At 70.4% G+C, this 14,957-nt stretch carries 14 protein-coding genes; 3 read left to right on the top strand and 11 right to left on the bottom strand.

The genetic code is table 11. The features are described from left to right. Positions 1-60: 60 nt before the first annotated feature. Genes H9L09_RS06545 through H9L09_RS06530 form a run of 5 tightly spaced genes read right to left on the bottom strand, consistent with a single transcriptional unit; the run spans position 61 to position 4,514 of the window. Positions 61-987 carry a sulfotransferase family protein gene (locus H9L09_RS06545; RefSeq protein ID WP_187579875.1) on the bottom strand — a complete coding sequence of 309 codons (927 nt, stop codon included), beginning with the start codon at positions 985-987 and terminating at the stop codon, positions 61-63. Beyond that, on the bottom strand, positions 984-1,952 hold the full coding sequence (locus H9L09_RS06540; protein ID WP_343065230.1) for a glycosyltransferase: 969 nt from the start codon (positions 1,950-1,952) through the stop codon (positions 984-986). The genes H9L09_RS06545 and H9L09_RS06540 overlap by 4 nt, the downstream gene beginning before the upstream one ends. Continuing rightward, a complete protein-coding gene (locus tag H9L09_RS22630; RefSeq protein WP_343065241.1) occupies positions 1,886-2,098 on the bottom strand; it encodes a hypothetical protein in 213 nt (70 codons plus the stop codon). Before H9L09_RS22630 ends, H9L09_RS06540 begins: the two co-directional genes overlap by 67 nt. Further along, positions 2,095-3,273, bottom strand: coding sequence for a glycosyltransferase family 4 protein (locus H9L09_RS06535; protein ID WP_187579873.1), 1,179 nt, complete (start codon positions 3,271-3,273; stop codon positions 2,095-2,097). Before H9L09_RS06535 ends, H9L09_RS22630 begins: the two co-directional genes overlap by 4 nt. Beyond that, positions 3,273-4,514: a hypothetical protein gene (locus tag H9L09_RS06530; protein ID WP_187579872.1), complete on the bottom strand. Its 1,242-nt coding sequence runs from the start codon at positions 4,512-4,514 to the stop codon at positions 3,273-3,275. The genes H9L09_RS06535 and H9L09_RS06530 overlap by 1 nt, the downstream gene beginning before the upstream one ends. Positions 4,515-4,723: 209 nt before the next feature. On the opposite strand from H9L09_RS06530, the gene H9L09_RS06525 reads away from it, so the two are divergent. After that, on the top strand, positions 4,724-5,521 hold the full coding sequence (locus H9L09_RS06525) for a Wzz/FepE/Etk N-terminal domain-containing protein (RefSeq protein WP_187579871.1): 798 nt from the start codon (positions 4,724-4,726) through the stop codon (positions 5,519-5,521). Here the strand turns inward: H9L09_RS06525 and H9L09_RS06520 are convergent, their stop codons facing one another. Together H9L09_RS06520 and H9L09_RS06515 are read right to left on the bottom strand one after the other, a co-directional pair. Further along, positions 5,522-6,739, bottom strand: coding sequence for a hypothetical protein (locus H9L09_RS06520; protein WP_187579870.1), 1,218 nt, complete (start codon positions 6,737-6,739; stop codon positions 5,522-5,524). Positions 6,740-7,112: 373 nt separating this feature from the next. Beyond that, on the bottom strand, positions 7,113-8,333 hold the full coding sequence (locus H9L09_RS06515) for a sugar transferase (protein WP_223164231.1): 1,221 nt from the start codon (positions 8,331-8,333) through the stop codon (positions 7,113-7,115). A gap of 522 nt (positions 8,334-8,855) precedes the next feature. On the opposite strand from H9L09_RS06515, the gene H9L09_RS06510 reads away from it, so the two are divergent. After that, complete coding sequence (locus tag H9L09_RS06510; protein WP_425491715.1) at positions 8,856-9,968, top strand: discoidin domain-containing protein; 1,113 nt, start codon at positions 8,856-8,858, stop codon at positions 9,966-9,968. Positions 9,969-10,048: 80 nt separating this feature from the next. Here H9L09_RS06510 and H9L09_RS06500 read toward each other — a convergent pair whose 3' ends face one another. Further along, on the bottom strand, positions 10,049-12,457 hold the full coding sequence (locus tag H9L09_RS06500) for a transglycosylase domain-containing protein (protein ID WP_246456324.1): 2,409 nt from the start codon (positions 12,455-12,457) through the stop codon (positions 10,049-10,051). A gap of 137 nt (positions 12,458-12,594) precedes the next feature. After that, positions 12,595-13,023 carry a D-aminoacyl-tRNA deacylase gene (gene dtd, locus H9L09_RS06495; protein WP_187579866.1) on the bottom strand — a complete coding sequence of 143 codons (429 nt, stop codon included), beginning with the start codon at positions 13,021-13,023 and terminating at the stop codon, positions 12,595-12,597. Positions 13,024-13,084: 61 nt separating this feature from the next. Between dtd and H9L09_RS06490 the strand changes: the two genes are divergently transcribed. After that, the gene (locus H9L09_RS06490) at positions 13,085-13,933 is read left to right on the top strand and encodes a beta-keto acid cleavage family enzyme (protein WP_187579865.1); all 849 of its coding nucleotides are present in this window, start codon (positions 13,085-13,087) and stop codon (positions 13,931-13,933) included. Positions 13,934-13,946: 13 nt separating this feature from the next. Here the strand turns inward: H9L09_RS06490 and H9L09_RS06485 are convergent, their stop codons facing one another. Together H9L09_RS06485 and H9L09_RS06480 are read right to left on the bottom strand one after the other, a co-directional pair. Next, a complete protein-coding gene (locus tag H9L09_RS06485) occupies positions 13,947-14,342 on the bottom strand; it encodes a hypothetical protein (RefSeq protein WP_187579864.1) in 396 nt (131 codons plus the stop codon). Positions 14,343-14,382: 40 nt separating this feature from the next. Then, positions 14,383-14,934: a DUF488 domain-containing protein gene (locus tag H9L09_RS06480; protein ID WP_187579863.1), complete on the bottom strand. Its 552-nt coding sequence runs from the start codon at positions 14,932-14,934 to the stop codon at positions 14,383-14,385. Positions 14,935-14,957 lie beyond the last annotated feature (23 nt).

The raw sequence follows: 14,957 nt of genomic DNA, 5'->3' as shown, positions 1-14,957 counted from the left end.
CGTTCTGCTGCACGACCCACCCGACGTCGTCCGCCCGCGGATGGGGAGCCCGGGCACTGTTCAGCCTGACGAGCCGCTGAGCCACTCTGGTGGCACCGGCCTGCCGAGCTCCCGCTGAAGACTGCGCAGGTCGTCGGCGAAGAGAGGTGCGAGCCGCTGCCGGACCTGCGGTGTCACTTCGTTGACCACCAGGTTGCCCCGGCGAATCCTCTCGCGGACTGCGAAGGGAACGAGGGCCTTGCCGGCCGTGCGCAGGGCGGGGGTGCGGCTGACGAGCTGCAGCGTCGACTGCAGGAGGGCGCTACGGGGACTGCCCGACGCGTTGACGCGCTCGCTGGCGATCTGGTCGGGCGGTAAAGGCGTCACCCCGACGAAGGCCTGGATCTCGGTCAGCGTGCGCACCGGGTCGCCGGAGAGGTCGTCGTACCACCAGACACCGACCTGGTCCGGGCCGAACAGACCACGCAGGTGCCGCACGCTGTCGGCGTACCGGCTCATCGACGTGTAGTGCCACAGGTGGTGCCAGCCGGCCTGGATCCGGGTGGTCTCTCGGTCGACCGCGGTGAGGAAGTCCGACTCCGGCTCGGTGCCCCGGTTGCTGAGGTACTGGAAGCTCGAGAAGGCACGAGCCACCGGCTCGCGCAGCACGAGCACGATGCGCGCCTCAGGGTTGAGGGCGTGGAGCCTTGGACCGGCGACGTCGTGGTAGTAGAGCGTCGACACCGAGCCCTCACCGATCGCCGTGTGGTTCTCGCCCTCCGCGAACAGTGAGAGGTAGGAAGCCTCGTCCGTCACGGCCAACCTGTTGATGGTGGCGGCATCGTCGGGGCCGGTGAAGGCGGGGGTCGTGCCGCCGAGCGCCAGGTAGTGCGGTTCCTTCGGCGAGGTGAGAAAGATGTCCGGGTGCCGACGCAGCGACTCGATGACGGCGGTGCTGCCGGCGCGGGCCGCGCCACCCACGACGAAGGTCGGTACTGGTTGGCTCATGGGCGCTGGCTCTCTCGCTGGAGGACGGGGTCGGGATGAGGGGTGTACGCCTCGAGCAGCCGTGCCATCACTGTCTCGGCCCGGAAGTGCGTCACGGCGCGCCGGCGAGCGGCCACGCCCTCCGCTGCCATCCGGGGTGGGTCAGCGAGCCGGGTGGCGCACTCCGCGAGCAGCTCCCGCATGGCGCCCACCGGCACGACGGCGCCCGCCGGTGCCTCTCCAACGGGTGCCACCATCTCCGACGCGCCGTTCACCTGCGTCATCACGACGGGGACCCCGCACGACAGGGCCTCGGCCATGCTCACCGACTGCCCCTCGTACAGCGAGGGAAGCACGGCGATGTCGCTGGCCTGGAGCCACGTGCGTACGTCGTCGGTCGGACCGACGAGCCGCAGGCTCCGATCTGCCGTCGTCGGGGCTGCTGCCCGCACGGCGTCCTGGCTCCCGGGGCCGACCAGTGCCAGGACGGTGTCCGGGATCGGGGCGGCCTCCCACGCAGCTGCCAGCTGCTCCTGGTTCTTCTGGCGACTCAGCCGGCCTACGCAGGTGATCACCCGGGCGGCATCGATGCCGAGGGCGGCCCGGGCCGCGGACGGGTCTCCGGGCCGGAAGAAGTCGACGTCGACCGGGAGTCCGATGACCATCGCGTTGCCGTCGACCCGTCGGGTGCGGGCCTCGGCGAGCTCCTCCTGGCAGTTGGTGACCGTGACGTCGGTGCCGGTGGCCGCGTGTCGCTCCCAACGGGCGACGGCTCGGGCAAGGGCTTCGTTGGAGACCGCGTCGAAGGCCCAGCTGTGCGGTTGGTAGACCACCCGCGGATCGCCGGGAAGCGACCTCATCCGCCCCAGCACACCTGGGAAGAAGGAGTGCAGATGCACCACGTCCGGCTGCAAGGCGCTCACGAGATGGCGGAGGTCCCCCGCGCGCGCACCATGCTCCAGGGCTGGTTCCGGACAGGACGCCAGTGGTGGACGGTCCCCGTGAGCCCGTCCACCCCCGGCGGAACGAGCAGGTGGACGTCGATCCCGGCTCGCTGCTGGAGCTCGGCGAACGTGCGAACGAGGGTGAGCACTCCGCCGTGGGTGATCTCGACGACGTGCAGGACCCTCATGGGTGTGACTCCGCGATGACCTCGCCATAGATCCGTTCGAGGTCGGCCAGGATCGCGGAGGGTGTGTGTGCACGCAGGTAGAGGTCACGCGCTCGGGACCCCATCGCAGCAGCGTGCCCGGGATCGCCGAGGACGGCGCTGAGCGCCTCGCCCAGAGAGCCCGGGTCGCCGGTCCGGAAGCTGAGCCCTGCGCCTGCTGCCAGCACCGAGCTGCTGAGGTTGTCGAGGTCGCTCACGACCAGCGGAGTTCCGTGTGCGAGCGCGTCGAGCAGCACCAGCGGCTGCCCTTCGTACCACTCCGAGCAGACCACGGTCAGACGCGAACGGGCCTGCAGCGCTCCGACCTCCTCGGGCGTCTGCCACCCCCTGAAGTCGATGCTGGGGTCATCGCCGGCGGCCCTCTCGACAACCTCTCGCAGCGGGCCGTCACCGACGATGACCAGTCGCGCACCAGATCCGCGAGCCCCCCGCCACGCCTCGAGCAAGGTCGTGATGCCCTTCTCCGGCACGAGGCGTCCCGCGAAGAGCGCGATCGGATCGCGACGGGCGTAGTCGACCGGGTGGCCGGGGTCCTCGACGAAGTTCGGCTTCACGACGACACGATCGGCAGGGATGCCGTCCCGGACCAGCACCGCCCGTGCGAACTCGGTCAGGGTCAGGAACCGGCTCACGTCGTTCTTGAACGTTCCCGAGCGGTGGTGCAGCACCAGCGACGTGGTCATCGCCGCGCTGGCCGCCCGACCGTGGTAGCAGCCGTGGCGCAGGCCGCTGGTCTTCCACTGGGACCCGACGCAGTCTTCGCAGATCCGGCCGTCACGCCGCAGGGTCCCTGCGATGCACGAGTACCGATAGCTGTGCACCGTGGTGACAGCGGGGATCCCCTCCGCAGAGGCGGCCCGGAACGCAGCAGGGGAGAGCACCGGGAACGGGGTGTGGACGTGCAGGACGTCCGGCCGGAAGCTCCGGATCTCTTGGCGCAAGGCCCGGTAGGCAGCGTTGTTCCACACTGCATCAGCCGCCTGTCGCCACGCGGGTTGTCCGGTGGATCCTGCGTCGGCTGCGACGTACTGCCTTGCCTCGTGTCCGGCCTCGCGGAGAAGCTCCTGCTCCTGCTCCATCACCTTGTCTGCGCCACCGCGCGCCGAGTGCTGGCTGTGAGCCAGCAGGATGCGCATCAGGACACCGCCCGGGACTCAGGCTGGCGATGGTCGGCTGCGAGCTCCGGAACGGCTGGCAGAGGGCCGTGGACGCGGAACGTCATGAACCCGGCGACCACCGCCAGTGCGACCCACTCGACCGGGGGAAACGCCCCGCCGCCGGCAGTGAACATGCGCACCAGCACCAGCGCCAGCAGCGCCATCACCGGGACCATCCACTCGGGCTCGAGGTTCAGGCGCCCGACCGTCCCCAGGAACAGCCCGACCAGGAGCACGAGCACGGTGACCGCAGCGAGCGCGGCGAACACCCCACTGCGCAGCCATGAGTCGAGGACGAAGTTGTGCGAGCTCTCTCCGATGGTGTTGACCCCTCCGGTGACCCAGTGCGAACGGATGTTGCGGAAGGCAGCCTTCAGCAGGCCCTCCCGGCTCTGGTAGGAGGAGGTGTCCTGGGTGAACCGGATCCAAAGCACGCTGAGGAAACCGGACGCTGCCAGGGCCATCACCCCGAGAACCGCACCCGCGGCGGAGGCGACCAGGCCCGGCGTGAGGCGGCCGGACTGGATTGCTCGGGCGGCCACCAGCGTCGGCCACAGGAGAGCGGCGATCAGCACTGAACGACTGAGCGAGAAGAGCAACATGACCGCGGTGAGCGAAGCGGAGGCCCAGAACAGGATGGCTGCCGACCGGGACCGCAACGGGCACAGCCGTACGGCGGCGAAGGACACCGCGGTCGCCACCAGCACCGCGCCGAACACCTCATGACGAAGCTGTGATCGCACCACCGCGTCGTCGAGGCCGAACCCCACGAAGCTGGACTTGTACAGCTCTCGCTGCAGGACGTTCGGATCGCCGCTGCGGATCGTCTCGCCGAGCACCGACAGGGGGTTGACGGCATTGATCTTCATGGACGCGAACAGTGCCGTGACCAGGCTCAGGTTGCAGATCGGGCCGCACCACCGCAGTGCGAGCCCCGCCCCGCCGGCGAGGTCGCGCGCGGCCTGGAAGACCGCCGTTCCCAAGGTCACGAAGACCACCAGCTGAACGGCTTCCTCCACGGCGGGCCGTGGTGAGGTCCCGTTGTAGATGTTCGTGGCGAACCACACGGCGGCCAGGAAAGACATGGCCACCAAGAACGGCCGGGCCACCCCGAGCAGCGGCAGGAAGGCACGTGACCGGGTGCGGACCAGCATGAGCGCCGCGAAGAGCACCATCACGAGGATGTGGAGCCTCTGGCCGCCGATCCCTGGGACCGGCACGACGAACCACTGGAGGGGAAGCGCAGCGAAGAGGACCGGAAGGAAGAGCCGCACTCGTCTCCCTTTCGCTTCTGCCGCGCCACCGCGGCGCGGATCGGGGTCGGGCCCCGCCCCTCGCGCCGTGGGACTGCATCGACCAGTAGTCTAGGGCGGCGCAGGTCCGATGTGCGCCCCCGTCCCTCGTACCTGCTACTTCGTTCCGGAAGACCATGGACCAAGATCTCGTCACGGTTGGTGACCACCTCGCCGTTCTACGGCGCAGGTGGCTCGTCCTGATCGTCTGCTCCGTGCTCGGACTGGGTGCGGGGCTGGCTTTCTCGCAAACCCAGCAGCGCCTCTACGAAGCCGACGCCAAGGTGCTCGCAGTGCCAGGACCTTCATCGGTCCCAGAGGCGTCGTTGGACGCGGAGCAGGTCGCCACGCAGGCGGAAGTGGTGCTGTCGGACCGCATCGTGGCGAAGGTCGTCGACTCGGTCAACTTCGACGCTCAGGGACAGGACCTGGTCGACGCCACGACTGTGATCCCCTCCGACGGAACCAGCGTTCTCATCGTCACGAGCCAGATGCCGACGGGCGAGCAGGCGGCGGCTGTCGCGAACGCCTTCGCCCAGAGCTACCTCGACTACCGCGCGGAGCAGGTGACCGCCGCCCAGGACCTCATGGAGCAGCAGCTTGTCGAGCTGCGTGGCCAGATCACCAGCATCCAGAAGAGCCTCCGCGGGGTCCCTGCTGACGCCAAGATCGGCGCACGGACGACGCTTGCCGCGCTCACGACGCGCGCGACCGACCTCGAGGGTCAGGTCTTCCTGGCGTCGACGCCCAGCGACTCCTCGGGCGGACAACCGCTCCAGCTGGCCCAGCCTCCGGAGCAGCCGATCCAGCCGCGCCCGGTCTGGGACGCGGGACTGGGGGCCTTCCTGGGCTTCATCGTGGGCCTGCTGATTGCCTACGCCACGAAAGGGAGTGGAGCAGAGCGACACCGTCGGACGAGTCCGCAGCCCTCGTGATCACCCGATCCGCGCGATGAGAAGCTCGCCGCCGACGGAGAGCTTGACGCTCGTGGCTGCGGCGTAGCTCGCGACCGGGGTGGCCGACACAGTGGGGCTGTACACGGACACGGTGCGGCGGGTGTCGAACGTGAGGGTGGCTGTCGTCGCCTGGACCGGGGTGAGCGTCCGGTTGAGCGCGTCGTAGCAGGAGACGTCTCGCCACACCGCGAGGTAACGAGAGCCGTCCCGCTTGGCGAAGAGGCCCTTTCGCAGATCCGTCCCTCCGGTCACTGTCATCGGGATGCCGGCGACCTTGTGAGACCCCCCAGGGTCCGCCATGATCGACAACAAGTTCTTCAGCGCCCGGTAGCCGGGCTTCTTGGTCCACGGGGCGGCCGGGTCCTCGGACGGAACACCGACGAGCCCGAAGCTGGAAAGCCTGTCGGAGTTCGTGGCGTCGTACCGGTCCATCAGCTCATAGGCGAAGAAGCGCGTCGTGCCGCGCAGCCAGTGCTCCATCACCATCCGGGGGAGGTACGTGCCCACGACGTCCACCGGAGTCGGCCAAGCGCCACCCACGTAGTCCATGGCGGTGAAGTAGCCGCCTTCGCTGCACACGATCGGCTTGTTCCCGCACACGAGCCGCTGGTAGGCGACGAAGCGATCGATGTCCGCACTCGGTGTCTGCACCCGGGGGTACACGTGCACGTTGCCGAGGTCCAGCACGTCGGTCAGGTCGCCGAGGGCAGTCGACTGGCCCTCGGTCGTGTCGCCCTCGACCCCGCCTCCGTTCACCCGAGCCAGCGCCGGCCCGATGACCGGGATGCGGTTGAGGCCACGGAGGTCTCGCTCGATGCGGAGGTCCCGCAGCTTGGCCCGGGTCTCGTCCACCCAGGGCACCGCGTCGTTGTTCGGCTCGTTGAGGCCCTCGAAGCCGGAGAAGACCGAGAAAGGGTCGCTGTAGCCGGCGACGACCTCCGACATGACCTCGCTCATGGACTGGGGATCACCCAGCGCACCACAGACGCCCTGCACCTTGACACCCGACTTCGCCAGTTCCGAGAACGCGGCGCGGGTGGCCGCCAGCTTGGTGATGCGATCCCTGACGTGCCGCACTCCGAGATCGCGGACCAGGTCCATCACCCGCTGGTCCTGGGCATAGACAGTCGTTCGCCAGTTGACGTGGGTGTTGACGCCCACCATGTTGACCACCGAGTCCGCCTGGGACGCTGGCATCACTGCGAGGCTGGGCGTCTTGCCCGAGGGCTTGCGCTGTCCTCCGAAGGCAGCGGGGGCCAGGGCCGGCAGCACGAGGCCGGCGCCGGCGACCGCACCGCCGAGGACCGAACGCCGGGTCAGGTCCCGCTGCCCGTCCGGCGTCAGACGCCTTGGAGCGCGATGCTTCGGGCGTGCCGGAACGAGTCGATCTGCACCAGACATTCGATGACCCCTCCCAAGGTCACGAAGGCGGCGACTCGACGCACAGCTGCGTGTCGAGTCGGCCAGGCGTCACCTCATGGCAACGCGTCCTTCACAGGGAGAGTCGGTCGTCGGTCGAGCCGAGTTGAGCGGCCGCTAGGTAAAGTCCATGGTCGGACCAACCGAGGGGTCAGCCGCCCTCTCGTCTGAGGACCTGTCCCACGGTCCGGACCAGGATCTTGACATCGAGCCACAGCGACCAGTTCTCGATGTAGTAGTTGTCGAAGCGGGCACGTTCCTCGATGGAGGTGTCACCACGCAGTCCGTGTGCCTGGGCCCAGCCGGTCAAACCTGCCGGCACGCGGTGCCGGGCGACGTAACGAGGGATCCGATCCGCGAACTGGGCCACGAAGAAAGGTCGCTCCGGTCGAGGGCCCACCAGGCTCATGTCGCCCTTGACGATGTTCCACAGCTGCGGAAGCTCGTCCAGGGAGGTCCTCCGCAGGAAGCGCCCGACGGGGCCCAGTCGGTGGTCGTTCTGGATGTTCCACTGGGTCTGGGACTCCTGCTCGTTGACGGGGCTCAGCGAGCGGAACTTGAGCAGGTCGAAAGGTCGCCCGTCCAGGCCGACCCGCTCCTGCCGGAAGATGACGCCTGGTCCACCTTCACGGCGAACCGCCAGGGCGCAGAGCGCGAGCACGGGTGAGAGCACCAGGAGCGCTGAGGCGGCCACCACGAGATCGAACAGCCGCTTCGTCCGCCAACGGGGGCGTCGGAACGCCGGTTCCCGGGTACGAACGAGCGGGATTCCTCGCACGTCGTCGGTGCCGCGGCTGACGTTGTGCAGCTCGTAAAGCCTCGGCACGATGAACACCTGGACATGCAGCCGGTCGCAGGTGCGGAGCAGGTCCACCAGCTCGGACTCTCGTTTCTCACCGAAGGCGACGATGACGTCGCGCACCGAGTGCTCCCGAATCAGCGAGTCCAGCTGCTCATAAGGCCCGAGCACAGGAACGGGGAGCAGGGGACGGAGCCGCGGCGACGGATTCGAGTCGATGAAGCCGACAGGAGCGAGTCCGTACTTGGGATGGTCGATGAGGATCCGCGCCAGGTGGGCGCCGAGGGCGCCCGCGCCGAGGATGACCGTCTGGTGCTGGATCCTGCCTTGGCGCCGAGACAGCCGGACCGCGAAGTAGGCGGCTGAGCGGAATGCCGAGACGCAGACGAGCAGTACCAGCGCGTGGGCGATGAGTGAGCGCGCCGGTTCCACGCGGTCGAAGACGGCAGGGATGGAGAGCCGCGCGGTGAACCCGACCGCGATCCCCGTGAAGAGCGCGGGGATGTCGTCCAGCAGCGAGAACGTCAGCCGGGACCGGTAGAGACCGGCGACAGCGAAGGCGATCAGGCTCACGGCCCATACCAGTGACAGGGCCGGGTCGGTTCGTGGCGCGAGAAGGCCGGCGAGGCCGAAGGCCAGCAGGTCGGCAGCGAAGAGATACGGGCGCACACCAGAGCGCAGCCACCACGGTTCGGGGTTGCGGCGGGCGACTGTCTCCGCCGCGAGCGGACCGACCTCGGGTGCGACGGTGGTCAGGACCTCAGCCTGCTCCCGCGGGACCGTCGAGGAAGGAGTGACTTCACTTGCGCGGGCGCCCCTTCGCTCCTGCAACACAACAAACTGCCCCCTCGAGGGTGCGCCCCCCGGCACATCCATGGTGAGCCTGACGAATGGGGATCCATCAGGGTATTGCTCCAAGTACCCCGTGAGACTCAGAACATGCCAATCGGGGCGCTAGGCAAGGTATCTCCACAGCCCGGTCCCGGGCAACACTCGCCGCGAAATGTCGTATTTCGAACCCAGGACATGATATCGGGTGTTGAATGCGTAGCGCCCATGCCTGGATCTGCCGTCGGTCTCTGACGGGATCGGCGAGTGCGGTGCGCCGGGCCGCCGCACGTGCGCTTGCGTATATTGGCTGACCGTGTCCAACCCGAGCCCCGGCCAGGGTGGGTCGCCGGACGTCCCGCCGGACCTGCCGCCCGAGCATGCCGAGACCTACCGGCGTGCCTATCAGGCGGCCTACCGCGACGCCCTCGCGCGCACCGGTGGCGCGGAGGCCGAGGACGACGCCAGCGAGCCGACCGTGGTCATGGACCGAGGCGGCTCTCTCACGCACGACGCGCACGACGCGGAGCCGGACGACGACGGGGCCGGTCCCGCCCAGCCCGTCCCCGAGCGCGACCCGGGCTACCCCGAGGGCGACGGCTACGTCCCCGTCCGGGGCCGCCGGCGTGCCGAACGTGCCGACCGTCCCGACCGGGAGCGGCCGGTGTGGCTGGTGCCGGTGATCCTCGCGGGTCTGGTCGCGGTGCTGCTGCTCGGTGCGTTCGGCGCCGGACGGCTGTTCTCCAGCTCGGTCGGCGGCGCCGACGTGGCGGACCCGCCCGACGGCGTCGACATCGGCGACGTCGGCGAGGCCGACACCGAGGCCGGCGAGGCGACCGGCAAGCCACGGAAGCAGGACAAGCCCCGGAAGGCGCAGACGCAGAAGCCGGAGGCGGCCGTCTACCGGGGATCACCCAGGCAGCCGTCGTCGCCGGCACCTCCGCCTCCTGCGAGGCGGACTCCAGCGTCGACGCGGCCGGCAACCAGATCGCCTACCCGCCCCAGAACGCTGTCGACCAGGACACCACCACCGCCTGGCGCTGCGACGGCTCCGGCGTCGGGCAGACGCTCACGCTCACCCTCGGGCAGGGCACCCGGATCGGCGAGGTCGGGCTGATCCCCGGCTACGCCAAGACCGACCCGCGCAGCGGTGTGGACCGCTACGCCGAGAACAACCGGATCACCCGCGTCCGCTGGAGGTTCGACGACGGCAGCTCGGTGGAGCAGCGGCTGGACGGGACCGCGGCGAACCGGAGCCTGCAGACGCTCCGGATCCCCGTGACGACCTCCGGCTCGGTCGTCCTCGAGGTGCTCGACTCGACGCCGGGCAGCCGCGACACGATGGCGGTCAGCGAGGTCCGGATCGGCACCGCCGGCTGACTCCCCGGTCGCCGGTCGCCGGTCCCCGATCGCAGGTCAGCAGTCGCCTGTCGCCGCGCCCGGCCCCCGGCCCCCTGGGGTCAGCGGCCCGGCGGCGGCTTCGGCTTGTCCGGCTTGGGCTTGTCGCCACCGGGCTTCGGCGGCGGCGTCGGCTTCGGCGAGGGCTTCGGTGTCGGCTTCGGCGAGGCCGTCGGCTTGTCCGGCTTGGGCCGGTCGGGCTTCGGCTTCGGCTTCGGCTCGGGCGGCGGCGGCGGCGGGACGTACGGCGTACCGTCCGAGATCTGCAGGGTCACGGAGCTCCCGGAGCCGATCGAGCTGCCGGCCGAGGGCAGGCTGCCGGCCACCGTGCCGGCGGAGAGGCCGGAGTCGACACTGGTCGTCGCCTCGACGAACAGCCCGAGCTTGCGCAGCCGCTTGCGGGCCTCGGCCTCCGACAGGCCGGCCACGTCGGGCATCGTCACCCGGGTGCCGGCGACCACCTTCGGGTTCGGCTCGTGGAAGCGGCGGTCGGGCAGCCACTGCTGGACCACCTGCATGGCGTCACCCCAGATCGGCCCGGCGTCGCCGCTGCCGGAGGCGCTGGAGATCAGCTCGCCGCCGACGACCTTGCCGTTGAGCGAGGCCCAGTGGCCGGAGCGGTCCACGCCGGCGATCATCGCGGCGGCCGCCAGGTTCGGGGTGTAGCCGACGAACCACACGGCGCGGCTCTGGTTGGTGGTGCCGGTCTTGGCCGCGGACGGCTGCCGCAGGCTGACCCCGGCCTCGTAGCCGAAGCCGCCCGGCTGCTGCACCCCGGCGAGGACGTCGTTGACCGCGTCGGCGACCGCGCGCGGCAGCACCCGGTCGCACTTCTCGGGGTACTTCGTCAGCACCGCGCCGTCACCGGTCTCCACCCGGGTGACCGGCCGGCTCGCGCAGTGCACGCCGCGCGCGGCGAAGGTCGCGTAGGCCTCGGCCATCGACAGCGGGTTCGTGTCGACCACGCCGAGGGTGAACGCCGGCACCATCTGGTTGGCCGGGTCGTCGAGCTCGATGCCCATCTGCTTGGCCAGCCGGTAGGGCTGGCACAGCCCGGTCCGCAGCTCGAGCCGGGCGAAGAACGTGTTCACCGACCGGCGGGTGCCGGAGTAGAGGTCGAAGGTGCCCGAGCCGGTGGAGTTGCCCGGCGTCCACACGGCGTCGCTGCGCAGCGGGCCCTTGCAGCCGCGGTACTTGCTGACCGGGATCGCCACCTGCGGAGGGGCGACGATCTCGGTGGTCAGCGGGATCCCCTGGTCGATCGCGGCGGCCAGCACGAACGCCTTGAAGGTGGACCCGGCCTGGAAGCCGTTGGCGCCGCCGAGCTTCTCCGGCACCACGTAGTTGAGGAAGGTCTCGCCCTTCTTCTTCTCGCCGCCCATCGGCCTCGACTGCGCCAGCGCCCGGACCGCCCCGCTGCCGGGCACGACCATGGCGAGCGCCCCGATCGCCCGGTCCCGGGCGAAGACGTGCTCGCGCACGGAGCGTACGGCGGCCCGCTGCATGCGCCGGTCCAGGGTGGTGTGCACGGTCAGGCCGCCGGTGAGCAGCAGCTGCTCCCGGTCGGCCCGGGTCTCGCCGAGCGCCTTGTCGCGCAACAGCGTCTCGCGCACGTAGTCGCAGAAGAACGGCGCCACCGAGCCGACACAGCCGTTGCGCACGGGCTGCACGTCGAGGCCGAGGCCGCGGGCCTTCGCCTTCTCGGCCTGCTCGGGACTGATCACCTGCAGCTGGGCCATCCGGTTCAGGACCACGTTGCGGCGGTGCCGGGCCCGGTCCGGGTTGTTGGTCGGGTCGTAGCCGCTGGGGTTCTTCACCAGGCCGGCCAGCAGCGCCGCCTGCCGCAGCTTCAGCTTCGATGCGGAGGTCGAGAAGTAGTGCTGGGCGGCGGCCTCGATGCCGTAGGCCCCGTCGCCGAAGTAGGCGAGGTTCAGGTAGCGCTGGAGGATCCAGTCCTTGGAGTGCTGCTTCTCGACGGCGATCGCGTAGCGCAGCTCCTTGAGCTTGCGGTGGTAGGTGCGCGCGGTCGCGGCGCGCTGCTCCTCGGGGGTGTCGGCCTGGGCCAGCAGGGTCAGCTTCACCATCTGCTGGGTGATCGTGGAGCCGCCCTGGACCTCGTCGCTGGTGTGGTTGGTGACGAAGGCGCGCAACGTGCCGCGCAGGTCGATGGCGCCGTGCTCGTAGAACCGGTAGTCCTCGATGGCGACGATCGCCTGGCGCATCACCGGAGCGACCTCGGAGAGGGGCACGTTGACGCGGTTCTTGTCGAAGAAGCGGGCGATCACCTTGCCGCGGCGGTCTACCACTCGGGTGCGCTGGTGCAGCGGCTCGGTGGTGAGCTCGGCGGGCAGCTGGTCCATGCCCTCGGCCATCGACCGGGTCGCGAGGCCGGCGACCGCGACGAAGGGCAACGCGATCCCGGCGAGCAGCACGCCGGCGACGACCGAGGCGATGACCAGACGGGAGAGCACGCCGACCGGCCGGGCTCGATCTGTGCGAGGGCGCAAAGATGGCATGGGTCCGCCCTACCCAGATCGAGGGGGTCCGACGCCCCGGACCTCACGATCGCAACAAGGTCGTCACATTCCGGGCGAAGGCGCGGCGAGGCTCAGGGGGTGTCGAGCACCAGGGTGACCGGCCCGTCGTTCACCAGCTCGACGCGCATGTCGGCACCGAAGACGCCGCGCGCGACGGTCGCCCCGAGCCGCTCGAGCTCCCCGCAGACGGCCTCGAAGAGCGGCTCCGAGACGGCGCCCGGCGCGGCGGCGTTCCAGGTCGGGCGGCGGCCCTTGCGGGCGTCGGCGTACAACGTGAACTGGCTGACCGCGAGGATCGGCGCCCCGACGTCCGAGGCGGACCTCTCCTCGCGCAGGATCCGCAGCTCCCAGATCTTGCGGGCCATCCAGGCCACCTCGGCCGGACCGTCGGTGTGCGTCACGCCGACCAGGGCCAGCAGGCCCGGCTCCTCGATCGCACCGACGACCGTCCCGTCAACAACGACGGAGGCGGAAAGAACTCGCTGGATCACGGCGCGCATCGGGAAATCTTCCTGAGCAGGGGGTTCGACCGGTCGCGTGAAGTCTGGCACGATGCCGCCCATGGACGACGCCCGCCCGGACCCGAGCAAGCTGCTGATCACGGTCGCCCCGACCGGCGCCGAGACCAGCAAGGCCGACTGCCCGCAACTGCCCACGACGCTGGAGGAGCTCGTCGAGACGGCGCGTCGCTGCCAGGCCGCCGGCGCGGCCATGGTCCACGTGCACATCCGCGACGAGCGGCACGAGCCGACCCTCGACCTCGGCCGGCTCACCGCGACGGTGGAGGCGCTGCACGAGCAGACAGACCTCGTCGTCCAGCTCTCCACCGGCGGCAGCGTCCACGATCCGCTGGACCGGCGCCTGAAGGTGCTCGACGCGCAGCCGGACTCCTGCAGCCTGACGATGGGCACCACGAACTTCGGCGACGACGTCTTCTCCAACCCGTGGCCGTTCATCACCGAGCTCTACCAGCTCAGCCAGGAGCGCGAGGTGGTGCCCGAGTTCGAGCTGTTCGACCTCGGCCACGTCGCCGCGCTGAACCGGCTGCTGGACAAGTTCGGCCTGCCGTACGGCGGCCGGGTGCACGTCGACCTGGTGATGGGGGTGCCGGGGGGCATGCCGGGCACCGCCGACGCCCTGGTGGCCGCCGTCGCCGGGCTGCCCGCGGAGGTGACCTCTTGGTCGGCCACCGGCATCGGCCGCTCCACCCTGCCGGTCGCGCTCGCCTCGCTGAGCAAGGGCGGCCACCTGCGGGTCGGCATGGAGGACGTGCTGACGCTGGCCAAGGGCGTGCCGGTCGAGCACAACGAGCAGCTGGTCAGCCGGGTGGTCGAGCTCGGCCGGATCGTGCAGCGCACCCCGATGACGCCGGCCGAGGCGGCCGAGCTGCTGCAGGTCAAGCGCCGCTAGGTCCGGCGGACGCTCAGGCGGCCGGCAGGCACCTCACCTGGGTCACGACCGCTCCGGAATCCAGGTCGAGGTAGGAGATCTCCACGCGCGCCGGCCGGTTGACGCGCAGGCAGGGGGGCTCCTGGTCGCCGAACCCGTCGGAGTACACGCCGTCGTCGTCCACCCACGCCACGGACCGCGCGTCGAACGCCACCACGCCGTCGAGGTCGTCGGACCGGACGATCGTCAGCCAGTTGTGCTTGTTCGCCAGCGTTGCCTCGCCCACCGCCACCTCGGGGTCACGGGGCCAGAAGAACGGTGCGCGACCGATCGCCACACCGAGGGCGAGCGCGAGGAGCGCCACCAGGAGGAGCGCCCACGGCGGCACCGACCGCTGCCGCGTTCGGGTCGACCCGCTCGACTCGGTCATCACGTCTCACCCCTCGCCTGATGGCACCTCATGGCCGGGCTCAGGGTACGGCGTCGGCCAGGTCGTAGCGCAGCCCTTCGGCGCTGATCCGCGCCCCGGCCGCGGGGACGTGGTCGGTGAGCTTGCCGTCGTGCCCCAGGTGACGCACGGACACGTGATCGAGCAGCACCGCGGCGTCGGCGATGAGCCGGCGGTGACACCGCCACCACAGCGACTCGCTGCACATGATCGCGACCCGGTCCTCGCGTCCGGAGACGTCGGCCAGGAGGTCACCGGTCGCGGCCCGGAACTCCGGGGTGCGGGTGTGCGCCGCGTAGGCGCGGAAGGCAGCCACCCGCCACCACGGGTCGGAGTCGGCGTCGGCGTCGTCGCGGGGCACGCGTCGCCGTCCGCCCAGACGCGGTTCCCACCGGTACCCGATGCCCGACGCGGGAAGCCACTGCTCCATCTCGGCCCGGGCGAAGTGGGGGTGGCGCCGGCTGCCGGGGAAGCGCCGGACATCCACGACCAGGCCCACGCCGGCACCTGCCAGCAGGTCGGTGAGCTGGGTCTGGGTCGCCTCGCCGTGTCCGACGGTGAGAAGGGTGGCCATGTGGTCCACTCTTCCCCGCTGGT

The organism is Nocardioides mesophilus (assembly GCF_014395785.1).
GTDB lineage: Bacteria > Actinomycetota > Actinomycetes > Propionibacteriales > Nocardioidaceae > Nocardioides_B > Nocardioides_B mesophilus.
This window is presented reverse-complemented; position numbering and strand designations above follow the sequence as displayed.